Raw genomic sequence first — 21,448 nt, 5'->3', positions numbered from 1 at the left:
GGCGGGGGATCGCGATCTTCTGGGAGTATGGCAGAGGGGCGTGAGGATCGCGTGAATGGGGCGTACGGTGGGTGCGCAACGCCCCGGTGGGAGTGGGCCATCCCGCCCGGAATCAAGGCGCGCAGCGCCGCCGGGCGAGCGCCTGCCTCTCGGCGATTGCTTGCAATCGCCTGCCGGCAGCGCATTGCCTTGCAATGCGCGAGAGGCCGCCCCACCGGGCTGGCGCTTTGGCAAGTGCGGTAGTCCCATGATGAGTTGTACGGACGTTGCAGCGATAAACTGCCATGCATAGCCGTTGCAGCGCCACCCCGCGGGCAGGCGCTCGCCCGGCTCTCGCCCTCCCCCGCCACTGGCCGCTTGAACCGCCGCCGCGGTGCAGGTACGGATGCGCCATGCGTATCGTCAGAGATTATGAATTCGTCGAACATCAGGACCGGGGCGCCACTGTCGCCATCGGCAACTTTGACGGCGTGCATCTGGGCCATCAGTCGGTGATCGAGCTGGCCCGCATGGCCGCGCCCGGAGCGCCCTTGGGGGTGATGACGTTTGAGCCGCACCCGCGCGAGTATTTTGCGCCCGATGCGCCGCCCTTCCGCCTGATGCGCGCCGACACCCGCGCCCACCGGCTGGAAAAGCTGGGGGTGGAGCGGCTCTACGAGCTGAACTTCAACACCGCGCTGTCGAGCCTGACGCCGGAGGAGTTTGCCCGCGACGTGATCTCCGAAGGGCTGGGGCTGGCGCATGTGGTTGTCGGCGCCGATTTCTGTTTCGGCAAGGGCCGGGCCGGCAATGCCGAGGACCTGCAGCGGTTTGGCGAACAATACGGCTTTGGCGTCACCATTGCGCCGCTGATGGAATATTCCGAGCACGCGGTCTCCTCCACCGCGATCCGCAACGCATTGAGCGAAGGGCGGCCTGCGGATGCCAAGGAGATGCTGGGCCATTGGCACAGGATCGAGGGTGTGGTGATCGGCGGCGAGCAGCGCGGGCGGGAGCTGGGCTTCCCCACTGCCAACATGTCGATCGACGGGCTGCACCAGCCGCGGTTCGGCGTCTATGCGGTGCTGGTCGATGTGCTGGACGGGCCGCATGCGGGCAGCTACCACGGCGCGGCCTCGATCGGGGTCAGGCCGATGTTCGGCGGCGTGGTGCCCAATATCGAAACCTTCCTGTTCGATTTTTCCGGCGATCTTTACGGCGCGACGCTGTCGGTCGGGCTGGTGGAATTCCTGCGGCCGGAGCTGAAGTTCGACGGGCTGGAAGCGCTGACGGCGCAGATGGATGCGGACTGCGCCCAGGCGCGTGAAATTCTGGCGGCGCTATGAAACCTGCAAGAGACGTGATTGACCGCTCCGGTCTGGGCGAACGCTTCTGGGAGAAGAAGCCGCTGGAGAAGCTGAGCCAGAAGGAATGGGAAGCGCTGTGCGACGGCTGCGGCAAATGCTGCCTCAACAAGCTGGAGGATGAGGACAGCGGCGAGGTCGCGCTGACCCGGGTGGCCTGCCGCCTGCTGGACGACAGCACCTGCCGCTGCGCCCAGTATCCGATCCGCCATCAGTTCATCCCCGAGTGCATCGTGCTGAAGCCGGACAACCTGGACACCCACGCCTATTGGATGCCGCAGACCTGCGCCTATAGGCTGCTGTGGCAAGGCAAGCCGCTGCCGGACTGGCACCCGCTGCTGACCGGCACGCCGGAAAGCGTGCATGAGGCGGGGGTTTCGGTGCGCGGCTGGACGGTGTCGGAGTTCGAGATCGCCGAGGACGAGTGGGAAGACCACATCATCGAAGAGCCCACCGGCTGACCGCTGCCTGCCCGGCGGGGCGGGTGTGGTTTCGTTAAACATCAATACAATTCAAGGTTGCACGGCGTGCTGCGCCGCCCGCATGCTGCGGAAACCCCGGGCCTGCGCCGCGCCGGCGCCGGATCCGGGCGGGTTCCCATGAGGAGGGCGGCAAATGCCATTCGAGCACGGCACCTACTTCAGCGAAAGAGAAGCCTACAAGGCCAAGGAATACCTCTCGACCCTGGGCCTCAGCAGCAAGCAGGCGGCGGAAATCCAGGCCTGGCACCAGTATCACCTGGGGCGGCAGCTGACGGTCTGGGCCTCTCTCGGCACTTGCACCGGCATCGGGCTCGGCTATCTGTTCGCCCAGATCTTCTGAGCGCGCGCCTGCCCGGAACCGCCTTGGCATCGGCGGCGGAGTTGCCTACTGCTTGGGGGTAAGACCCTGGCAGATCAAGGACCCTGACCGATGCATTTCGCCTCCGACAACTCCGGCCCGGTGCCGCAGCAGATCCTCGACGCGCTGGCGCGGGCCAACCAGGGCTATGCCATGGGCTATGGCGCAGACGCGGAAATGGCCGAGGTGACGGAACGGATCAGGGAGATTTTCGAGGCGCCGGAGGCGGCAGTTTACCTGGTGGCCACCGGCACCGCCGCCAATGTGCTGGCGCTGTCGACCCTGGCGCAGCCCTGGCAGACGGTGTTCTGCACCAAACCTGCCCATATCAACATGGATGAATGCAACGCGCCGGAGTTCTATACCGGCGGCGCCAAGCTGACGCTGGTGACGGAGGCAGACAAGATGACCTCCGAGGGGCTGCGCGCGGCCATCGAGGGCGAGGAAACCCGCGGCGTGCACGGTCCGCAGCGGGGGCCGGTGTCGCTGACGCAGGTGACGGAGTTCGGCACCGTCTACAGTCTGCAGGAACTGCAGGCGGTCTGCGGAGCGGCCAAGGAATACGGGCTGCCGGTGCATATGGACGGCGCGCGGTTCACCAATGCGCTGGTGTCGCTGGGCTGCACGCCGGCCGAGATGACCTGGAAGGCGGGTGTCGATGCGGTGTCCTTCGGCGGCACCAAGAACGGCTGCCTGGGGGTGGAGGCGGTGATCTTCTTTGATCCGCGCCATGCGCAGGAGTTCGAGTACCGCCGCAAGCGCGGCGCGCATCTGTTTTCCAAGCACCGCTATCTGTCGGCGCAGATGCTGGCCTATCTGAGTGACGATCTGTGGCTGGAGAACGCCCGCGCGGCCAATGCCAAGACGGCGCTGCTGGCCGAGGGGCTGAAGGCGGCGGGCGCCCATTTCACCCATCCCGCCCAGGCCAACATGATCTTTGCCGCCCTGCCCCGCCGCAAGCATCAGGAATTGTTTGCAGCGGGCGCTATCTATCACCTGTGGGACGGGCTGCTGCAGGGGCCGGAGAACGAGATGGTCACGGCGCGGTTTGTGTGCGACTGGTCGGTGCCGGAGGAAGACATCCGGGCGTTCCTGTCACTGCTCTGATCTGTTGCAGGGCGGCGCCTAGCGTTTGCCCTGCGCCCAGAGGAGCGCGTCCTCCAGCCGGTCGTCGCCCCAGAACACCTCGCCCGCCACGACGAAGCTGGGGGCGCCGAAGATGCCCAGCGCCATTGCTTCCTCGGTTGCGTCCGCGAGCATTTTGACGGTTTTGTCAGACACCGCCTCTGCCAGCACTCGGGCCGGGTCCTGGCCCGCGGCCTGGAGGCTGGCGGAAAGGTTCGGGTCCTCGCCCGCGGGCTGGCCGGCCTCGAACCAGCAGCGGTAGGCTGCCTGGGTATAGGCCTCGCCCCAGCCCTCTGCCGCGCCCAGCGCCGCCACCTGGTTGGCCAGCACCAGTTCCGGCAGCGGGTACGGCGCGGGCAGCCGCACATGCAGGCCGTAGCGTCCGGCGCGGCGTTCGATGTCGCGCCACATGTAGGCGGTCTTTTCCGGCTTATCCTTGAACGGGATGTTGTTCTGCACCGTCATCACATGGCGCACGTTGAAGGGGCGCCAGCGGACCGGAATGCCAGCCTGCGCCGCCGCATCCGCGATCCGCATCACCGTCAGGTAGGTGTATGTGCTGCCGATCGAATACCAGAAATCCAGTCCGGGCATGGGGGCCTCCTGTCAGTCATTGCTGATGAAGAGTGTAGGCGCAGGCGCCGGATAGTCCAAAGGCCGTCCGCAGCCGCCCCAGCCCCCGCCCCTGCTGCTGCGGCCCGTTTTGTGATAGTCTTGCGGAAGCAGCGGGTGGCAAGACCCGCGTCCTGAGGCCCTGTGCGAGCAGCATTTGCCAGCGAGGGAGGGGACATTCAAATGACACGATCCGACATTGACGGCGCGGCGCTGGACTATGCCGCGGGCGGCGGGCTGCTGAGCCGCCGGATGCTGCTGGTCTCGGCCGCGGCCGGGACCGCTGCGGGCCTGGCTCTGCCAAAGGCGGCGCGGGCGGAGGCCGAAATTCCCGAGTGGACCAAAGCCGCCGGGGCGCGGGCGCGCGGTTACGGCATGCCGGCCGCAGCCGAATCCTCGGTGCAGCGCGCCATCATCGAACCTTGGCAGGACGTGGCGCCGGCCTTCAGCCTGTCGGGCACGCCGCACCACAAGCTGCGCGGCACCATCACCCCCAACGGGCTGCATTACGAGGTGCATCACGGGGGCCGCCCCGACATTGACCCGGCCCGCCACCGGCTGATGATCCACGGGCTGGTGGAGCGACCGCTGCAGTTCAGCCTGGAGGCGCTGGAGCGCTATCCGATGGTGACCGCCACGCATTTCCTGGAATGCGCCGGTAACAGCCTGTTCAACGCGGTGATGCCGGAGCCGATGCAGGCGGGCTGCGACATGCTGCATGGGCTGGTGTCGAACACCGAATGGACCGGCATTCCTATGCGCGTTCTGATGGAGGAAGCGGGCGTCAAGCCTGAGGGCAAATGGGTGGTGGCCGCGGGCGCCGACGGGCCGAGCCTGGCGCGCTCGATCCCAATGGAGAAGGTGATGAGCGACGGAATGCTGGCACTGTACCAGAACGGCGAGCGGATCCGGCCCGAGCAGGGCTATCCGATGCGGCTGCTGCTGCCCGGGTTCGAGGGCAACATGAACATCAAGTGGCTGACCAGCCTGTGGGTGACGGAGGCGCCGGTGCATACCAAGGATGAATCGGGCGAATACACCGAGATCCTGGCTGACGGCTCCTCGGTGCAGTTCACCTTTGCGATGGGGGTGAAGAGCTTCATCACCCATCCGTCCGCGACCATGACCATGAGCGGGCCGGGGTTTTACGAGATTTCCGGGCTGGCCTGGACCGGCGCGGGCAAGGTTGCCAAGGTCGAGGTCTCTGCCGATGGCGGTCAGAGCTGGGCCGAGGCGGCGCTGGCCGGGCCGGTGCTGCCGCAAGCGCTGACCCGCTTCAGCCTGCCCTGGCACTGGGACGGATCGCCCTTGGTGCTGATGAGCCGCGCAACGGACGAGACCGGCGCGGTGCAGCCTGCGCGCGCCGACTGGAAGGCGCGCTATCACGCCTCGAACTTCCTGCATTACAACGCCATCCAGCCCTGGCAGGTCACGGCAGAAGGAGCGGTTCAGAATGTCTATCTTTAAACTCACCGCCGCCGCCCTGCTGCTGACCGCCGCAGCCGCCCGGGCCGAAGGGCCCGGTCTGGGGCAGCCCTTGGAGGCCTCGGATATCCCGTTTTACGCCACCTATGTAACGCCTGAAGGTGCCGGCCTGCCCGCAGGCAGCGGCACTGCAGCACAAGGCGCGGAGATCTATGCCGCAAAATGTGCCACCTGCCACGGCGCAACCGGCAGCGAAGGCCCGGTAATGCCGCCGGTTGGCCCCAATGATGTCTGGGCCAAGCCCGCAGGCAGCTACTGGCCCTATGCCACCACGCTGTTTGACTACATCCGCCGGGCGATGCCGCTGGAGGCGCCGAAGTCGCTGAGCGATGACGAGGTTTACGCGCTGGCGGCCTTCATCCTGGAGCGCAACGGGGTAATTGATGCACAGACCGCGATGACGGCAGAGACCCTGCCCGCGGTGCAAATGCCGAACCACGGCAATTTCCTGGACGTCTGGGCCAAGCAGGGCGCGAAACCCTGGTGAGGACGGGCCGGGCTTAGAATTTGCCGTTGTCGTTCTTCCACTCGCTGCGCGGGGGGATGGCTTCAATGGTGTCCCAGTGCTCGGCGATCCTGCCGTCCTCGATGCGGTAGAGATCGTAGAAACTGGTGTGGATGCCGCCCCGCTGCCCCTCGCTGGCGCAGAGCACGAAATTACCCTCTGCCAGCACCCGGTGGAGATGCTGGTACTGGATAGCGGGCACGCCTTTTTCCGTGGCCGACAGCGCATCGCGCAAAGCGGGCAGGCCGTCGGCCAAGTCCGGGTTGTGCTGGATGAGGTCCGCGCGGACATAGTCCGGCAGCTGGTCCAGCTGCCGCCGGATCAGCACCTGCTCGGTATAGCTGCGGGCCAGGGCGCGGTTCTCTTCGGTCTTGTCGAGGTCCGTGATCTCCGTGGCACCGTCCTGCATCCCCCGCCCCGACGGATTGGGGCCGCGCAGGGTTTGGATGTTGTCCCAGTGCTCCACTGCCTTGCCATCCTCGAAGCGGAACACCTCGAAGGCCGCGCGAAGGGAGGAGAAATCGTATTCGATATGGGCAAAGGCGAAATCGCCATCCTCGAACACCCGCTTGAAGGTGACGCGGGGCGAGGTCTTGGCGAGGCGCGCAAAGAGCACCGCCAGCCCCTCGCTGCCCTCATGGGTCTGCGGGTTGTGCTGGATGTACTTGTCCTCGTTGACGACGGCGGCGGAGGCCGGGTCGCCTGTCTCCAAGCCTTTGAGGAGGGTTTTCAGCAGGTCCTTTTTCGATGCCATCTGTGCCGTCTCCTCTGTGTTGCCTGAAATGCGGCCTGTGCTGCCATCCTGCCCTGCCCTTGGCGGCAGCGCAAAGGGTCAGAGCAGCTGCCAGAAGCGGCGCAGCAGGGCGGCGGTTTCCACCGGGTGCGTGATTGGCAGCATGTGGGCGGCGCCCGGCACCGCGGTGTGCGCGGCGCCGAGGCGGCGGCAGAGGCTGCGGGCAATGGCGGGAATTACCGGCGGGCTGTCCGCGCCGGTCAGGATCTGCACCGGCATCGTGACCATATCCAGCGCGCCGGGCGCCAATGTGCCGTTTTCGTCGTCGTAAAGCGTGCCGTGGCTGCCGATCACCACCGGCATCGCCCGCATCATCGCGGCGCGGGCGGGGGCTGGCAGATCGGGCCATTTCACGCCCCCTGCCCCCCACATGCGGTTGAAAAGCCGGGTTGCCAGCTCCCGGTCGCCTGCGGCCCAGGCCGCTTCGGCGGGGCGGCTGGCCTCCTGCAGCGCGGTAAAGGCGACGGGGTCCTCGGCCTTGGCAGCGGCAAACAGCACCGGTTCGATCAGAGTCAGGCTGCGCACCAGATGCGGGCGGGCCATCGCCATCCTGAGCGCCACGGTGGCGCCGAAGGAGTGGCCCACAAGGTCCAGCGGTTCGGTCAGCAGCCCGAGCCCCGCCTGCGTGTTCAAGAGCTGGTAGTTGCCCTGCCCGTCCCAGTCCGGGCTGCGGCCGTGGCTGAGCATGTCGAAGGCGGTGAGGGTGATCTCCTCTGCCATCTGCTCTGCCACACCGCGCCAGGCGCCGGAATGGGCCAGCGAGCAATGCACCGCCAGAACGGACCGGGGCCCCTGGCCGAAGCTGCGGCAGAAAACCTGCGGTGCGCTGCTCATCCCATCCGCCCCAACGGCAAGGCGAAGGCGCACAGGGTTGAGAGGCCGTGCCGTGATGCCACCAAAAGCTGTTTCTCCCGCTTAGAACTATGCGCGAGGGTAAGTGCATGATAAGCGGGGTTCAATATCACGAATCTGACACATTGCCATTGCTGCCTGGGGATCACAGCCAATGCCGACCTTGAACGAACCCAAGCTGATTGCTGGGAACGCCAATCTTCCTCTTGCCCAAGCCATTGCCCGCCGGATGAGCATGCACCGCGGTGTCGACCAGGGGCTGGTGGACGCCCGCGTCGAGCGGTTCAATGACGGCGAGATCTTCGTCGAAGTCTATGAGAACGTCCGCGGCGAAGACATGTTCATCATCCAGCCGACCTCGAACCCGGCCAATGACAACCTGATGGAGCTGCTGATCATCGCCGACGCGCTGCGCCGCTCCTCTGCCCAGCGCATCACCGCGGTTATCCCCTACTTCGGCTATGCCCGCCAGGACCGCCGCACCAAAGCGCGCACTCCGATTTCGGCCAAGCTGGTGGCCAACATGCTGACCGGCGCAGGTGTCGAGCGGGTGCTGACCATGGACCTGCACGCGGCGCAGATCCAGGGCTTCTTCGACATTCCGGTGGACAACCTCTATGCCTCGCCGATCTTTGCGCTGGACGTGAAGGACCAGTTCAAGGACCAGATGGGCGACCTGATGGTGGTGTCCCCCGACGTCGGCGGCGTGGCCCGCGCCCGCGAGCTGGCCAAGCGCATCAACGCGCCGCTGTCGATCGTCGACAAGCGCCGCGAGAAGCCGGGCGAAGTGGCGGAAATGACCGTGATCGGCGACGTGAAGGACAAGATCTGCCTGATCGTCGACGACATGTGCGACACCGCCGGCACCCTGTGCAAGGCGGCGCAGGTGCTGTTGGACAACGGCGCCAAGGAAGTCCACGCCTATATCACCCACGGCGTGATGAGCGGCCCGGCGGTGGAGCGCGTCACCAACTCGGTGATGAAATCGCTGGTGCTGACCGACTCGATCCAGCCGACCGAAGAGGTGAAGGCCGCGCCGAACATCCGCATCGTGCCGACCGCGCCGCTGTTCACCCAGGCGATCCTGAACATCTGGCACGGCACCTCGGTGTCGTCGCTGTTCGAGGACAAGACGCTGGTACCGATCTACGAGAGCCTTTATTCCAACGGCGGCTGAGGCGGCTGTTATCCAGATTTGAGAAAGCCCCGCAATTCGTGGGGCTTTTTTTAACGCCTGCGGCTTCAAGCGAGATTGTCTGCCTGGTCTGCTTTGCGGGACATTTCCGTCATTGGCGGCACAGCAGCTTAAAGATGTTCTCGTCCGAGTATCGTTTCCTAACCATTCTCCGTCACCCGTTTTTGGCTATCGTAGCGGCTCAGTTCTAGGGGGATGGACTTAGTACAACTCGCGCTACTAAGATATCGGACACCGTCTCTTGACTGAAATGTGCGTGTGAGCAAAACATCAGGAAGCCAATGTGATTGTACCAGTTATCCTTTTTTCAATAGACCTTTTCATAATCGGGCTTTTCGGATTGCATCTTGCTTTGGGCGGCAGGCCCACAATGTTCGATCTCGACGGCGAACTGATACTCGGCGCCTGGTGGGGAGGGGGCAAGTTCTTGCTTGCCTCTGCTGCAGTTGCATCGATGCCGCTGTTTTTTAGCGAAAAACGCGTTGTCCATCCAGCTTTGTACTGGACGGTTGCAGCCGGATTTGCATGGTTATCCGCAGATGAGATCCTTGCACTGCACGAGAAAATTACGAAATACAATAAACTCTTAGAAATCGGTTTGCCGATGTTTCAAGGTGCCAACGGTGCCTGGATCGGTGTATATGCAGCTCTTTTTGCACTCTTAGTGCTGATTTTCTTTCGCCCGCTTCTCACTTCTGCAAGGGCTGACCCAAAATCCGCGAAATTGATTGCGGCTGGTTTCGTAATTCTTGTGTCTGGCGCTGTTGTTGTTGAGGTGATGGGTTATTTTCAACTGCTCGGCGGTATGGGTTCGCCCTTGCAAGTTTTCATTGAAGAGAGCTTGGAACTCTTCGGTGCAAGCGTAGTCCTCCTCGGATGCGTGGGGCATGCTCTTTGGGTATCCAGGCAGTAGCTTCAACACACAATAATATTCGCAGATTTGAGTTTTGGACGGCAGTCCGCGCCGTCGGAGAGCAATGGCCGATTTGGGCTCACTGCTGCCTTGCGGCGGCGCAGCGCCTGGCAGCACGCCCTATTCTAGAGGCCATACATGTGTCCGCTGCGTAGACCACCAACGCCTTGGCCCATAGCGGTCGATACAATCGGACCTGCCAGTTCCCCCGAAGCTTGTGCCAAATCAATGCGCCGCACCACTCGGATGGTTACAGTTCTTTGGCTGGGAGGGTAGGAAACATGATTTCAATTGAAGATCTCGAAGACATGTCCGCGCTTACGCGGGCAGAGATCGATGCACTCGCTGAACACGAGCATTCTACTACATATGACGCCACGCTAATGGGGAATTACCTCATGCAGGTTCACCACGGGCCACAAAGAGTTCATGAAATGATCTGCGACGATATTCGCGCTGCCCTGCACGCTGACGATGTTCAGCATGCGCGGACGCTCTTTGCCGTTTTGAGGGGTTTCCTGGCAGAGCGTCCTGAGGCCGCACGCGGCGCCAGCGGATAGAGAGCGTGCTCGGGATTGGGTAAGCCGGCCGTGCTTTTGCTGTTGCCGGATTGCGGCGCCGCTACACAAGGCTTGCTTTGTGTGTGAGGGTTTTGTGTTTCCTTAGGAAGGCGGACATTGAGGTCCGATGCAGAGAATTTTCGCTTCGAGCCCAACCCAGACCTTCGACTTTTTTGCTGCGCGCGCTCGCAGTGTGAAATCTTCTGCGATTGCACGATTTCCGGTGTTGTCCGCGGCGGAAAATACGGCCGTTCATGCACATCGCAGCATCTCAGGCGCCACCAATTCACAAGGAGCGGACAAACCGGTCCTTTACCAGGGGTCCCTTAGGGTCAGGACTCGTTCTTATTTCATGGCCAGAACATGATGGTTGCGGCGAGAGCGATGGCAGATAGAAAGACCTTTGGACACCTGTCGTACCGGGTTGCTACCCGACGCCAATCCTTAAGCCTGCCGCACATGGTTTCGATGCGGTTGCGCCGTTTGTATCGGCGCTTGTCGTATCTGATAGCTCTCTTTCGTTGCTTCCGGCCAGGGATGCAGGCGCGTATCCCTTTGTCTTTCAGAGCTTCTCTGAACCAATCTGCGTCGTAGCCACGATCCCCCAGCCGCCAATCAACGTCTGGCAAGCTGCACACCAATGCCCGTGCGCCGATGTAATCGCTGACCTGACCGGCAGTCACAAATAGATCGAGCGGTCGACCCTGGCTGTCGCAGACCGCGTGCAGGTTGGTGTTCATCTCACCTTTGGTTCGACCTATCAGGTGTCCGCGCCCCCGTTTTTGACACCCATACTGGCCGCTGTCCGGCGGGCCTTGAGGTAGGTAGCGTCGATCATCACGGTCTTCTCTTCGCCGTGTTCCGCCGCCAAGCCTGCCATGATCCGCGCAAAGACCCCTTTAACGCTCCACCGCTTCCAGCGATTGTACAGGGTCTTGTGCGGGCCGTACTCTTTGGGCGCATCCCGCCACCGCAAGCCGTTGCGATTGATAAAGATAATTCCACTCAGGACGCGCCGGCCATCAACGCGCGGTTTGCCGTGGGATTTCGGGAAAAAGGGTTCCAAACGGGCCATCTGCGCGTCGGTCGGCCAGAAAAGATTAGACATGTCACCGCTCGATTTTCGGCCTGTGAATCATGCTGAAAGCCTGAAATCAATGGGTCCTGACCCTAACTGAAGTTGTTCAATTCATGCAACCGCAGTCGTGCCCCGAACGATCTGCTCCAGTTCACAGCAAAGCCTGAATGGTTCCGGTTCATCCGATGTTATGAACGCAGTAAAGCGATCACCCGCAAGCGTTCCAATGGTTTCGGCTGGAATCCTGACTGTAGACAGGCCAGGTACAATATCCACTGACCCCTTGAAGTCGCCGATCCCCATGATTGAAAGCTCTTCCGGGACACAGACGCCGCAACTCTGCGCGCCGTAAAGCGCTCCTTGGGCGATCACGTCGTTTCCACACAGCAAGGCTGTTGGCCGCGAAGAGCCGGAAAGTAGATCGATTGCCGCCTGCTTGGCCAGGGAAACGCTGTATGGCGCTTCCGACTTACGCCCCTCGGGCACCTCCGCTCCTGCGGCGTCAAGCGTTTCCAGAACCGCCTCCAGCCGGTGCCGCGCCCGGTCGTTGCCTCGGGTGTCGGGAAAAATTAGGCCGATGTCCCGGTGCCCTAGCGCTACCAGATGCTCCGCTGCCATCCGCCCGGCCAGCCGGTTGTCGGCGCCGACGCAGGGCAGTTCGGATTCCTCAGCATAATTCCAGATCGCCATCGCAGGCGTTTCCTGCTGGGCTATCAGCCGCGAGGTAGCTTCGGAATGCTCCAACCCGATCAGCGCCACACCATCCACACGGTGCTCCATCAGCTTGCGCACCATCTCGTATTCGCGCTCCAGATCATAGCCGTGCGAGGCCAGCAGCAGGGTAAAGCCTGCCCGGTCGATCGCATCCGAGAACGCCTGGATCACCTCGGCAAAAATCGCGTGGTTGATGGTCGGCACCACCAGCCCGATGGTGCCTGACCGCTTGCCATGCATCATCTGCGCCGCGCGGTTCCGGACATAGCCCAGTTTCTGCACCGCCCTGGTGATCTTCTTGCGAGTCGCCGGGTTCACCAGATCGGGGTGATTGAAGGTGCGCGACACCGTGGAGGGCGACACTTTGGCCGCTTTTGCCACAGCGACGATATCCACGTTACCCTTTTGTTTTGGCGCCATAATCTTCCCTCCTCCGGCAAGATTTATGAAAACGTTTGCAATACTATTTTCATGGCCTAACCTGTTTTGTCAACAAAAGTAAAAGCGCGATCAGCCGGGTTGGGAGGCCCTGAATGGAGTTCATTTATTACTTCGGAGACGTGTTCTCGCCGCTGTCATTCCTGCTGCTCCTTTGCGGCACAATCGGCGGGCTGATCCTGGGGGCAACCCCGGGGCTTTCCCCCACCATGGCAGTGGCGCTGCTGATCCCATTCACCTTCCATCTGGAGGCGGTTCAGGGCCTGATCCTGCTGGGTGCCGCCTATACCTCTACCGTGGCCGGCGGCGCGGTCAGCGCGATCCTCCTGAAGATCCCCGGCGCGCCCGCCAATATCGCCACCACGCTGGACGGCCACAAGATGGCCAAGCAGGGCCAGGGCGCCAAGGCGCTGCAGCTGTCCTTCCTGGCCTCTGCCGCGGGCGGCATCTTCGGCGTCCTTCTGCTGATTTTCCTGACCCCGCTGCTGGCTGAGTGGGCGCTGGCTTTCGGCCCCTCGCACCTGTTCTGGCTGGCGATCCTGGGCGTTACGGTGATCGGCTCGCTGGACTCGGCCTCCGTGGTCAAGGGGCTGCTGTCCGGCTGCATGGGGTTGTGGTTGGCGACCATCGGCTTTGACGACATCATGGGCGCCCAGCGGTTCATATTCCACCCGTCACTGGGCGGCGGCATCAACATCATCGCGGCCCTCATCGGCCTCTTTGCCATCCCGCAGGTTCTGACCATGTTCGCCAAGGGCCGCCGCACGACCGGCGCCGAGGTGATAGAAGTGCAGAAACATTCGGTCCTTGACGCGACAAGGGAACTTTTCCGCCGCCCGCGCGCCTTAGGCATCGGCACCATCACCGGCTCGATCATCGGGCTGATCCCCGGCGTTGGCGGCCAGATCGCCGGGCTTGTGGCCTATGATCAGACCAAGAAGTTCTCTTCCGAGAAGGAGAAATTCGGCAAGGGCCACAGCGAAGGCGTGATCGCCGCAGAGGCCGCCAACAACGCCATGGTCGGCCCGTCGCTGGTGCCGCTCTTGACGCTGTCGATCCCGGGCAGCCCCACCGCTGCGGTGCTGCTCGGCGGCCTGCTGATCCACGGCATTTTCCCCGGCTCTGATCTGTTCGACAATCACCCGGATGTGGCCTGGACCTTCATCAACTCGATGCTGGTGGGCCAGGTCCTGATGTGCCTCTTCGGCCTCTATGTCGCAGGCCTCGCCGCCCGCGTCGCCCAGGTGCCGCAATCGGTGATGGCCGCCATCGTGCTCGCCCTCTCCGTCTTCGGCGCCTACTCGGTGCAAAGCTCGATGGGCGACGTTTATGTCATGGCCTGCCTGGGTATCGGCATGTATTTCCTGGAACGTTTCGGCTTTTCCGCCGCGCCGCTGGTGCTGGGCCTGATCCTGGGCCCGATTGCCGAGGCAAACTTCATCCAGGGCGGCATGATCGCCGACGCCACCGTTGGCAAGGCCAGCTATTTCCTGACCGGCGGCCTCAACATCATCCTGATCGCCGTGGTCGTCGCGTCCATCGCCTACTCGGCCTGGATGGAGCTGCGCAGCCGCCGCTACACCACCAAAGAGGAGGCGCAGGCATGAACCGGTCTCAGCACATTCTTGGCTCCGGCCTCGTGTTCGCAGTGGGCATCTGGGTTACCTGGGTCAGCTACACCCAACAGCCATCCGAAGCCTTCCTGTTCCCGCGCCTGATCGCATCCGTCTTTTTGGTGCTGGCGGGCTGGACCTTTGGCAAAGCCGTGATGGGCCTCAGCAAGGTCGGCTCCGGCGTCTCCCGGACGATGTTCCTCAACATGGTTCCGGGGCTGGCGGTAATGCTGGTCTATGTCTTCTGGGCCGCCAAGGCGCTGGGGTTCTACACCGCCACCGCCATCGGCTTTTTCATCCTGCTGTCACTCTACGATCCCGCGCCGCATTCCGAAGGCAAGACCTGGATCCGGCGCGCGCTGATCACCGCGGTGTTCGTGGCGGTGATGTACGGCCTCTTTGCCAAGCTGCTGAGCGTCTACACGCCGCGGGAAATTCTGTTCTGACCGCCTGAACCCGGTCCGATACCAATAGGGAGGAGAAGAAAATGAAGAAACTGATTGCAGGCGCTGCGATGGCGCTGATGGGTCTGGCAGGCGCTGCCATGGCCGAGGACTACCCGGAGCGCCCGATCATGATGATGGTGTCCTACGGGGCCGGCGGGGCGACCGATTTCCAGGCCCGGATCGTTACCATGACCGCGGGCAACGAGGATGCGCTGGGAATGCCCATCGCCATCATCAACAAGCCCGGCGCCGGCGGCCGTGTCGGCTGGAACTGGTTTGCCACCCAGGCCGATGCCGACGGGTATACCCTCGCAGCCTACAACGTGCCCCACTTCATCGCCCAGTCGATCAAGGGCGGTGTCCAGTATTCCGCTGAGAGTTTCGAACCCATTGCCAACTGGGGTGCCGACCCGGCGGTCTTTGTGGTCGCCGCCGACAGCCCCTTCAATTCGATGGCGGATGTGGTTGCCCATGCCAAGGAAAACCCGGGCAAACTGACCTTTTCCGGCGCGGGCCTGTTCGTTGGCCATCACATCGCTGCGCTGCAGATCGAAAAGGCTGCAGGCGTCAAGATGGCCTATATCCCGACCAAGGGCGGCGGCGCAGCGGCAATGAAGGCGGTGATCGCTGGTGAGGTCATGGGCGGCATCAACAACCTGTCCGACGCTTTCCGCGCGCAGGAAGCGGGCAACGTCAAGATCCTGGGCGTCGCGGACCTGCAGCGCTCCGACTTCCTGCCCGACGTGCCCACCATGCAGGAGCAGGGCCTGGACGTGGACAACTCCTCCGTCAATTTCCGCGGCGTGATGGTGCCCAAGGACACCCCGCAAGAGGTGATCGAAAAGCTGGCGGCCACCGTGCCCCAGATGTTTGCCAATGACCGGGTCGCCAAGAAAATGGAGGCTGGCGGATCGCCCATGCACATCATGACCCGTGATGAGGTCAAGGAGATGTGGGCCGCCCGCGAACAGACACTGAAAGAGCTTCTGGCCGGGCTCTGATCCCAGCCGAAACTCCTTCGGGACGCGCACACTTCCGAAGCGCGCGTCCCGGCCAAGATATCGAGGTAAGACATGAACGCTCAGGACGCACTCGCCTCCGGCACCGCCGAGGTGGAACAAATCGTGGTGCGCGCCCGCACCGCCCAGCAGGATTTTGAGGCCAGCGGAAGCCAGGCACTGTATAACAAGGCCGCCCTGGCGGCAGGCTGGGCCATCATGGAACCCGCCCGCAACCGTGCCTTGGCAGAGCTTGCCGTGGAAACCACGGGCCTGGGCAACGTGGCGGACAAAATCACCAAGAACCACCGCAAGACGCTGGGCCTGCTGCGCGACATCGCGGGCGTCCGGACCCACGGCATCATCAGCGACGACCCGGCTACCGGCATCACCGAGATCATGCGGCCCATCGGCGTGATCGGCGCCGTTGTCCCCTCGACCAACCCGGCGGCGACGCCTGCCAACAACATCATCAACGCGCTGAAGGGCGGCAATGCCATCGTCGTAGCCCCCTCACCCAAGGGCGTTGCCTCCTGCGAGCTGCTGCTCAGCTATATCCACGCCGAGTTTGCCAAGCTGGGCCTCAATCCTGACCTGGTGCAGATGATCCCCGCTCCCGGCTCCAAGGCAAAGACCCAGGCGCTGATGGAGGCCGCCGACCGGGTGATCTGCACCGGCAGCCAGAACAACGTCCACCGCGCCCAGTCCTGCGGCACGCCTGCCGTGGCTGTCGGCGCCGGCAATGTGACCGTGATCGTGGATGAAACTGCGGATCTGGCCGACGCCGCGGCCAAGATCACCGCCTCCAAATGCTTTGACAATGCCACCTCCTGTTCCTCGGAAAATTCCGTTGTGGTGGTGGATGCCATCTATGACCAGTTCATTGCAGCGCTCGCCCAGGAAGGCGGTGCGCTGGTGCCCGAGGCAGACGCCGCAGGCATCACAGCCAGGCTCTGGCCCAACGGGCAGCTGAACCGTGAAGTAATTGCGCAGGATGCCGATAAGATGCTGGCCGCATTGGGCATGGCCGGCAAAGTCCCCTCAGACACCAAATTCCTGGCGTTGGAGACCAAGGGCATCGGCCCGGATCACCCTCTGTCCGGTGAAAAGCTGAGCCGCATCCTCGCCGTCTACCGGGCCGCGGATTATGCAGAAGCCAAGACCATCGCCGCCCGCATCCTTTCCTACCAGGGCGCCGGTCATTCCATCGGCATACACACCGCCCAAGATGAGCGCGCGGTCGAACTGGGCCGCGAAACGCCCACCTGCCGGGTGATCGTCAACCAGGCCCATACCTTCGCCACCGGCGGCGCCTTCACCAATGGGATGCCGTTCTCTCTGTCTATGGGTTGCGGCAGCTGGGGCGGAAATTCCATCGACACCAACCTCAACTGGCGCCATTTCGTGCAAACTACCAAGATCGTGCGCGAGATCCCGTCCCGCGAACCCGCGCTGGAAGACATTTTTGCCAGCTATTGGGCGGAGGCGGGACAATGATGGAACCACCCAAGGGAACCATCCGCGACTGGCTGGATACACGCGCAGCTGAGGGCGGCACCGGCTTTGTCTTCCCTGACGGCAGTTCCGATCTGAGCTGGGCAGAGCTGCGCCAAACGGCGGAGGCCATCGCCCGCTACCTGACCGCCAAGGGAATCGCCAAGGGCGAAAGCATCGCCATCCTGCACCCCAACGGCCGCGAAGCGCTCGAATGCCTGTTCGGGGTACTCTACGGCGGCTTCCGCGCCACGATGATCAACCTGGTTGCGGGCAACAGTGCGGTTTCCTACGCCCTGCAGAACAGCGGCGCCCGCTTTGCCTTTGTCCACCACAGCCAGACGGACCTGTTTCAAGAGACTGCCAGCCTGCCCTTTCTCTCCCCTTTGGACCAGGCGGCAGCAACCGGCGGGTCACCGGCAGAGCTGCATCCGCTTTCCGCCGGTGACCACGCCTTGCTGATGTACACCTCCGGCACCACCGGCCAGCCCAAGGGGGTGGTGCATACGCACGCCAGCCTGCTGGCGGGCGGGTGGACCACCGCCGTGGCGCATGAGCTGACACCGCAGGACCGCGGCCTCTGCGTGCTGCCGATCTACCATATCAACGGGCTCTGCGTGACAGTAATGGGCGCGCTGATCTCCGGCGGCTCCCTGGCGATGTGCGCCCGGTTCTCCGCCAGCCGCTTCTGGGCCCATGTCGGCTGGTCAAAGGCGACCTGGTTCTCGGTGGTGCCGACCATCATTTCGCACCTGCTACACTCGGACCTGGACCCCGCCGACAGTACCAAGGCGCGGCTGCGCTTCGGCCGTTCGGCGTCATCGGCACTGGCCCCGGACGTGCAGCGCGCGTTTGAGAACAGGTTCGACGTCCCTATATTGGAGACCATGGGCTTGACCGAGACGGCGGCCCAGATCCTGTCAAACCCGCTGCCCCCCGGTATCCGCAAGATTGGCTCGCCCGGCATCGCCTTCGGCAATGAAGTGACGATCCTTGATGCCAAGCTTCAGCACATCACTGACGGCAGCGAAGGCGAACTGGCCGTGCGTGGTCCCAACGTGATGCTGGAGTACCTGAACAACCCGGAGGCCACGGCCGCCACCTTCACCCCGGATGGCTGGCTGCGCACCGGTGACCTTGGGCGGATCGACTGCGACGGCTATGTCTTCGTTACTGGGCGCCTGAAGGAACTGATCATCAAGGGTGGCGAAAATATTGCTCCGCGTGAAATCGACGAAGCGCTTTACTCCCATCCCGACGTGATCGAAGCCGCCGCCTTTGGCCGCCCCTGCAAGAGCTACGGCGAGACGGTGGAAGCGGCTGTAAAAATCCGCAACGGTTCCAGCCTGACCCCTGTGGAATTGATTGAAATCTGCCAGGCGCTGCTCGGAAAATTCAAAGCGCCGGATAAGGTTCATTTTGTACACGAACTTCCAAAGGGACCATCGGGGAAGATCCAGCGCAACAAGGTTCCTGACGAGATTGAATACCGGTCGACCCGTCGGCACAGATAAGCTGTGTTGGCAAAGTCCCATACGGATTCGGTGCGAGGATCAGAAGATTTCGCATTGGCAGCAACTATGGCATGCGCCGCCATGTCGATGTCCGCTTAGGGCTCAAAGCAGCCGGTGGTCCCAAGGCGGCTTGTCAGAGACGATGGCCGCACTTGATGGTCCACCCGGCAAGGGTCTTGCCTGGCAACTGCTGCACTGGCAGCCTGAAAATTCAAGCCGGCTTGAGGTCAAGGATGAAACTTCTGGATATTGGCGAAGTGGCCGAACGCTCTGGCGTGGCGGTATCGGCGCTGCGGTATTACGAGGATCTGGGGCTGATCACCTCCATAGGCCGCAAGGGTCTGCGGCGGCAGTTCGGGACGGAGGTCCTGCTGCAGCTGTCGCTGATCACCCTGGGCAAGGCGGCCGGGTTTTCGCTGCAGGAGATTGCGGGCATGTTCACAAAGGACGGCCAGCCGGATCTGCCGCGCGGCCAGCTGCATGCGCGCGCCGATGCGCTGGAGGCGCAGATCCGCGAGCTGACCGTTCTGAAAGACGCGCTGCGCCATGTGGCGGACTGCCCGGCGCCGAGCCATCTGGAGTGCCCGAAGTTCCGCAAGCTCTTGCGGGCCGGGTCCGTTACGGCTGAGGTTTAATCGACGTCCCAGTCATCGGCATGGGGCAGTTCGCCGATTGCCAGCCAGGATGCGCGCAGGCGGGCGGCGCGGCTGTCGGCCCAGGTGCGGAAAACGATCTCGAACCCCTCGCAGGTGATATTCTCTGCCACCAGCACCGCCCGGACCGCGGCCGACGTCTCCATGTCCCAGAGCGAGACCGACACATGCACTGCAGGCGGGCTGGCAAAACCCGCGCTGAATGAAACCGTGCGGCGGCGTTCGCGGGGGCCGGAGCCGGTCCACATCTCGCCCCCGTCCTCGAAGTCCGAGAAGACTTCTGTTTCGCCCTGATCGACCCCTGTGCGGGGATTGCGCAGTCGTTTCATTCCTGGCCTCAAGCATTCCGGTTGCGCCAAAGGTGGCCCAGGCCGGCAGCGGATGCCAGACCGGATCCGCAGGGCAGGCGCAGAGAGCTGGCGCGGTATGGGGCATCTGCACCATCGGCGCAGGGGCGGCAAGCGGGAGAATCACCCTTTCTGCGGCCCGGACCGGAAACTGGAAACACCATTCACGTGTTCAACATACGACTACTTGCACCCCTAAGATGCACTTCACCCCGAAATCCTGCAGTAAAAGCAAAGTCAAACGGGCGCAATAAGGGAAAATTAATCTCCACATACACGAAACTGAATGTGTGACGTTATTCGAAAACCTGATTTGGAGACCGCAAAATGGGCATTGACGGGACTACGCAGACGATTTCGAAGTTCAATCTGGACGGAGACCAGCGAAGGGATCTGGAGCAGGCCGGCAAACTTGTGGTGCCGAAGCTGGATCAGGTGCTGGACCGGTTCTATGCCTTTGCCAAATCGGATGACGAGGCGTCGCTTTTCTTCCGCAGCCAGGACACGCTGGACCATGCCCGCGGCGCCCAGAAGCGCCATTGGGAACTGCTGCTGCGGGGTGATTTCTCGCAGGACTACTTTGACTCTGCCAACCGGATCGGCCGGGTGCATTTCCGCATCCAGCTGCCGTTCGACTTGTATCTGGCGGGGTATGCGCGGGCGACATCCGATCTGCAGCTGGTGCTGGCAGAGCAGTTCGGCGCCACCATCACCCCGATGGCGCGCAAGCGGATGGTGCGGCTTCTGGGGGCGCTGAACCGGGTGTTTGCGCTGGATACCTATCAGGTGATCGACGCCTATTTCGCGGCTCAGGGCGAGGAGCAGGACACCGCGTTCCGCCATCTGACCGACGGGATACAGCGGATGTCGGCGCGGGATCTGACACAGCCCATCCCCAGCCCGCAGGACAGCGACTTCCCGGCGCGCTATGACAATGTGCGGCAATCCTTCAACACGCTGATGGACAGCATCGGCGGGGTGATCGGCACCATGCAGGACTCGGCGGTCAACCTCAGCAGCTCTGCCGATGAGATTTCGGATGCGGCAGAGGATCTCTCCAGCCGGACCGAAACCCAGGCAGCCACGCTGGAGGAAACCGCAGCTGCGGTGGAAGAGATCACCGCCAGCATGAAGCAGTCGTCCGAGGCGACCACGGAAACCAGTTCGGTGGCGCATGAGGCGCAGGGGATTGCCGAAGATGGGCGGACAGTGGCCGCCGACGCGGTGGAGAAGATGAACGAGATCTCCGCCTCCTCCCACCAGATTTCGCAGATCATCAGCGTGATCGACGACATCGCCTTCCAGACCAACCTCTTGGCGCTGAACGCGGGCGTCGAGGCGGCGCGGGCCGGCGAGGCGGGCCGCGGCTTTGCGGTGGTGGCATCGGAGGTCCGGGCGCTGGCGCAGCGGGCGGCGGTGTCGGCCAAGGAGATCAAGGATCTGATCAATGTCAGCGCGGGCCATGTGGACGCGGGCGTTGATCTGGTGAGTAAGGCCGGCGCAGTGCTGGAGCGGATCGTGGGCCATGTGAAACGGGTGACGGAGCTGTCCTCGGACGTTGCCTCCTCGGCGCAGGAGCAGTTCACGGGGCTGTCCGAGATCAACACCGGCGTATCGCATATGGACAGTGTCACCCAGCAGAACGCGGCGATGGTGGAGCAGACCACGGCGGCAACCATGACCATGCGGCAGGACACCAGGGTGCTGGCCGATCTGGTGCAGACCTTCCGGGTGTCCGGCGCGGCCCCGGCCGCGGCGGCGCCTGCCAGCAGCGCCGGGGACTGGGAGCATGAGCTGACCGGACGAGACGCATCCGCCGCCTGACACGCCCTGCCCTGCCGCAGCTGAACCGTGCCGCCGGTCTCCGGCGGCGCAGTTGTATTGAAGCGGGGTGAATACGCCCTCCCCGATCGGAAACTTTTCCCCAATC

The 21,448-nt window shown here is 63.2% G+C and carries 22 protein-coding genes; 16 read left to right on the top strand and 6 right to left on the bottom strand.

Annotation, left to right across the window (positions count from 1 at the left end; genetic code table 11):
- Positions 1–392: 392 nt before the first annotated feature.
- The 4 genes from KUW17_RS08395 (at position 393) to KUW17_RS08380 (ending at position 3,290) form a co-directional block, all read left to right on the top strand.
- Positions 393–1,325 (top strand): bifunctional riboflavin kinase/FAD synthetase, encoded by a 933-nt coding sequence (locus KUW17_RS08395; protein ID WP_222477957.1) that lies wholly within the window; start codon positions 393–395, stop codon positions 1,323–1,325.
- A complete protein-coding gene (locus tag KUW17_RS08390; protein ID WP_222477955.1) occupies positions 1,322–1,804 on the top strand; it encodes a YcgN family cysteine cluster protein in 483 nt (160 codons plus the stop codon). Before KUW17_RS08395 ends, KUW17_RS08390 begins: the two co-directional genes overlap by 4 nt.
- Before the next feature lie 154 nt (positions 1,805–1,958).
- Entirely contained in the window at positions 1,959–2,165 is a 207-nt protein-coding gene (locus tag KUW17_RS08385) for a hypothetical protein (protein WP_222477953.1), read from the top strand.
- A gap of 90 nt (positions 2,166–2,255) precedes the next feature.
- Entirely contained in the window at positions 2,256–3,290 is a 1,035-nt protein-coding gene (locus KUW17_RS08380) for a threonine aldolase family protein (RefSeq protein WP_222477951.1), read from the top strand.
- Between the two features lie 18 nt (positions 3,291–3,308).
- Here KUW17_RS08380 and KUW17_RS08375 read toward each other — a convergent pair whose 3' ends face one another.
- Positions 3,309–3,902, bottom strand: a complete 594-nt coding sequence (locus KUW17_RS08375; protein WP_222477949.1) for a 2-hydroxychromene-2-carboxylate isomerase — start codon at positions 3,900–3,902, stop codon at positions 3,309–3,311.
- Between the two features lie 201 nt (positions 3,903–4,103).
- Here KUW17_RS08375 and soxC point away from each other — a divergent pair, with 201 nt between their 5' ends.
- Positions 4,104–5,387, top strand: a complete 1,284-nt coding sequence (soxC, locus tag KUW17_RS08370; RefSeq protein ID WP_222477947.1) for a sulfite dehydrogenase — start codon at positions 4,104–4,106, stop codon at positions 5,385–5,387.
- Positions 5,374–5,892, top strand: a complete 519-nt coding sequence (locus KUW17_RS08365; RefSeq protein WP_222477945.1) for a c-type cytochrome — start codon at positions 5,374–5,376, stop codon at positions 5,890–5,892. Before soxC ends, KUW17_RS08365 begins: the two co-directional genes overlap by 14 nt.
- A gap of 13 nt (positions 5,893–5,905) precedes the next feature.
- Here KUW17_RS08365 and KUW17_RS08360 read toward each other — a convergent pair whose 3' ends face one another.
- Together KUW17_RS08360 and KUW17_RS08355 are read right to left on the bottom strand one after the other, a co-directional pair.
- Positions 5,906–6,664, bottom strand: coding sequence for a nuclear transport factor 2 family protein (locus KUW17_RS08360; RefSeq protein ID WP_222477943.1), 759 nt, complete (start codon positions 6,662–6,664; stop codon positions 5,906–5,908).
- Between the two features lie 78 nt (positions 6,665–6,742).
- On the bottom strand, positions 6,743–7,537 hold the full coding sequence (locus KUW17_RS08355; RefSeq protein ID WP_222477941.1) for an alpha/beta fold hydrolase: 795 nt from the start codon (positions 7,535–7,537) through the stop codon (positions 6,743–6,745).
- 172 nt (positions 7,538–7,709) lie between these two features.
- Between KUW17_RS08355 and KUW17_RS08350 the strand changes: the two genes are divergently transcribed.
- The 3 genes from KUW17_RS08350 to KUW17_RS08340 all read left to right on the top strand — a co-directional run bounded on the left by KUW17_RS08350 (position 7,710) and on the right by KUW17_RS08340 (position 10,223).
- Positions 7,710–8,732: a ribose-phosphate pyrophosphokinase gene (locus KUW17_RS08350; RefSeq protein WP_222477939.1), complete on the top strand. Its 1,023-nt coding sequence runs from the start codon at positions 7,710–7,712 to the stop codon at positions 8,730–8,732.
- A gap of 388 nt (positions 8,733–9,120) precedes the next feature.
- Positions 9,121–9,663 carry a hypothetical protein gene (locus KUW17_RS08345; protein WP_222477937.1) on the top strand — a complete coding sequence of 181 codons (543 nt, stop codon included), beginning with the start codon at positions 9,121–9,123 and terminating at the stop codon, positions 9,661–9,663.
- A gap of 281 nt (positions 9,664–9,944) precedes the next feature.
- Positions 9,945–10,223, top strand: coding sequence for a hypothetical protein (locus KUW17_RS08340; protein WP_222477936.1), 279 nt, complete (start codon positions 9,945–9,947; stop codon positions 10,221–10,223).
- Positions 10,224–10,573: 350 nt separating this feature from the next.
- Here KUW17_RS08340 and KUW17_RS08335 read toward each other — a convergent pair.
- A protein-coding gene (locus tag KUW17_RS08335; protein ID WP_222477934.1) for an IS5 family transposase occupies positions 10,574–11,331 on the bottom strand; the annotation gives its coding sequence in 2 pieces (ribosomal slippage) (positions 10,574–10,995 and positions 10,995–11,331; 759 coding nt in all).
- Positions 11,332–11,412: 81 nt separating this feature from the next.
- Positions 11,413–12,435, bottom strand: coding sequence for a LacI family DNA-binding transcriptional regulator (locus KUW17_RS08330; protein ID WP_222477932.1), 1,023 nt, complete (start codon positions 12,433–12,435; stop codon positions 11,413–11,415).
- Positions 12,436–12,548: 113 nt separating this feature from the next.
- On the opposite strand from KUW17_RS08330, the gene KUW17_RS08325 reads away from it, so the two are divergent.
- From KUW17_RS08325 to KUW17_RS08300, 6 genes are all read left to right on the top strand, one after another.
- Complete coding sequence (locus KUW17_RS08325; protein WP_222477930.1) at positions 12,549–14,060, top strand: tripartite tricarboxylate transporter permease; 1,512 nt, start codon at positions 12,549–12,551, stop codon at positions 14,058–14,060.
- Positions 14,057–14,512, top strand: coding sequence for a tripartite tricarboxylate transporter TctB family protein (locus tag KUW17_RS08320; protein WP_222477928.1), 456 nt, complete (start codon positions 14,057–14,059; stop codon positions 14,510–14,512). The genes KUW17_RS08325 and KUW17_RS08320 overlap by 4 nt, the downstream gene beginning before the upstream one ends.
- A 41-nt stretch (positions 14,513–14,553) precedes the next feature.
- The gene (locus KUW17_RS08315; protein ID WP_222477927.1) at positions 14,554–15,513 is read left to right on the top strand and encodes a Bug family tripartite tricarboxylate transporter substrate binding protein; all 960 of its coding nucleotides are present in this window, start codon (positions 14,554–14,556) and stop codon (positions 15,511–15,513) included.
- 72 nt (positions 15,514–15,585) lie between these two features.
- A complete protein-coding gene (gene sauS / locus KUW17_RS08310; protein WP_222477924.1) occupies positions 15,586–17,007 on the top strand; it encodes an acylating sulfoacetaldehyde dehydrogenase in 1,422 nt (473 codons plus the stop codon).
- The gene (locus KUW17_RS08305; protein ID WP_222477922.1) at positions 17,004–18,518 is read left to right on the top strand and encodes an AMP-binding protein; all 1,515 of its coding nucleotides are present in this window, start codon (positions 17,004–17,006) and stop codon (positions 18,516–18,518) included. The genes sauS and KUW17_RS08305 overlap by 4 nt, the downstream gene beginning before the upstream one ends.
- Positions 18,519–18,751: 233 nt before the next feature.
- Complete coding sequence (locus KUW17_RS08300) at positions 18,752–19,153, top strand: helix-turn-helix domain-containing protein (protein ID WP_222477920.1); 402 nt, start codon at positions 18,752–18,754, stop codon at positions 19,151–19,153.
- On the opposite strand, the gene KUW17_RS08295 is transcribed toward KUW17_RS08300, so the two are convergent.
- Entirely contained in the window at positions 19,150–19,500 is a 351-nt protein-coding gene (locus KUW17_RS08295; RefSeq protein ID WP_222477918.1) for an H-type lectin domain-containing protein, read from the bottom strand. The two genes, KUW17_RS08300 and KUW17_RS08295, sit on opposite strands and share 4 nt — an antisense overlap.
- 345 nt (positions 19,501–19,845) lie before the next feature.
- Here KUW17_RS08295 and KUW17_RS08290 point away from each other — a divergent pair, with 345 nt between their 5' ends.
- On the top strand, positions 19,846–21,342 hold the full coding sequence (locus tag KUW17_RS08290; protein ID WP_222477916.1) for a methyl-accepting chemotaxis protein: 1,497 nt from the start codon (positions 19,846–19,848) through the stop codon (positions 21,340–21,342).
- The last annotated feature ends 106 nt before the right edge of the window (positions 21,343–21,448 follow it).

This window comes from Leisingera aquaemixtae (genome assembly GCF_019801145.1).
In the GTDB taxonomy this organism is placed as follows: Bacteria; Pseudomonadota; Alphaproteobacteria; order Rhodobacterales; family Rhodobacteraceae; genus Leisingera; species Leisingera aquaemixtae_A.
The sequence above is the reverse complement of the archived record's forward strand: the minus strand, read 5'-3'. Positions and strand labels throughout refer to the sequence as shown.

Excerpts from the sequence above, each read along its gene's own strand:
- KUW17_RS08300 (WP_222477920.1), top strand. The coding sequence starts at position 18,752 with ATGAAACTTCTGGATATTGGCGAAGTGGCCGAACGCTCTGGCGTGGCG.
- KUW17_RS08315 (WP_222477927.1), top strand. The coding sequence starts at position 14,554 with ATGAAGAAACTGATTGCAGGCGCTGCGATGGCGCTGATGGGTCTGGCA.
- KUW17_RS08340 (WP_222477936.1), top strand. The coding sequence starts at position 9,945 with ATGATTTCAATTGAAGATCTCGAAGACATGTCCGCGCTTACGCGGGCA.
- KUW17_RS08330 (WP_222477932.1), bottom strand. The coding sequence starts at position 12,435 with ATGGCGCCAAAACAAAAGGGTAACGTGGATATCGTCGCTGTGGCAAAA.
- KUW17_RS08375 (WP_222477949.1), bottom strand. The coding sequence starts at position 3,902 with ATGCCCGGACTGGATTTCTGGTATTCGATCGGCAGCACATACACCTAC.
- KUW17_RS08290 (WP_222477916.1), top strand. The coding sequence starts at position 19,846 with ATGGGCATTGACGGGACTACGCAGACGATTTCGAAGTTCAATCTGGAC.
- KUW17_RS08365 (WP_222477945.1), top strand. The coding sequence starts at position 5,374 with ATGTCTATCTTTAAACTCACCGCCGCCGCCCTGCTGCTGACCGCCGCA.
- KUW17_RS08305 (WP_222477922.1), top strand. The coding sequence starts at position 17,004 with ATGATGGAACCACCCAAGGGAACCATCCGCGACTGGCTGGATACACGC.
- KUW17_RS08320 (WP_222477928.1), top strand. The coding sequence starts at position 14,057 with ATGAACCGGTCTCAGCACATTCTTGGCTCCGGCCTCGTGTTCGCAGTG.
- soxC (WP_222477947.1), top strand. The coding sequence starts at position 4,104 with ATGACACGATCCGACATTGACGGCGCGGCGCTGGACTATGCCGCGGGC.
- KUW17_RS08380 (WP_222477951.1), top strand. The coding sequence starts at position 2,256 with ATGCATTTCGCCTCCGACAACTCCGGCCCGGTGCCGCAGCAGATCCTC.
- KUW17_RS08355 (WP_222477941.1), bottom strand. The coding sequence starts at position 7,537 with ATGAGCAGCGCACCGCAGGTTTTCTGCCGCAGCTTCGGCCAGGGGCCC.
- KUW17_RS08350 (WP_222477939.1), top strand. The coding sequence starts at position 7,710 with ATGCCGACCTTGAACGAACCCAAGCTGATTGCTGGGAACGCCAATCTT.
- sauS (WP_222477924.1), top strand. The coding sequence starts at position 15,586 with ATGAACGCTCAGGACGCACTCGCCTCCGGCACCGCCGAGGTGGAACAA.
- KUW17_RS08390 (WP_222477955.1), top strand. The coding sequence starts at position 1,322 with ATGAAACCTGCAAGAGACGTGATTGACCGCTCCGGTCTGGGCGAACGC.
- KUW17_RS08325 (WP_222477930.1), top strand. The coding sequence starts at position 12,549 with ATGGAGTTCATTTATTACTTCGGAGACGTGTTCTCGCCGCTGTCATTC.
- KUW17_RS08360 (WP_222477943.1), bottom strand. The coding sequence starts at position 6,664 with ATGGCATCGAAAAAGGACCTGCTGAAAACCCTCCTCAAAGGCTTGGAG.
- KUW17_RS08295 (WP_222477918.1), bottom strand. The coding sequence starts at position 19,500 with ATGAAACGACTGCGCAATCCCCGCACAGGGGTCGATCAGGGCGAAACA.
- KUW17_RS08385 (WP_222477953.1), top strand. The coding sequence starts at position 1,959 with ATGCCATTCGAGCACGGCACCTACTTCAGCGAAAGAGAAGCCTACAAG.
- KUW17_RS08345 (WP_222477937.1), top strand. The coding sequence starts at position 9,121 with ATGTTCGATCTCGACGGCGAACTGATACTCGGCGCCTGGTGGGGAGGG.
- KUW17_RS08395 (WP_222477957.1), top strand. The coding sequence starts at position 393 with ATGCGTATCGTCAGAGATTATGAATTCGTCGAACATCAGGACCGGGGC.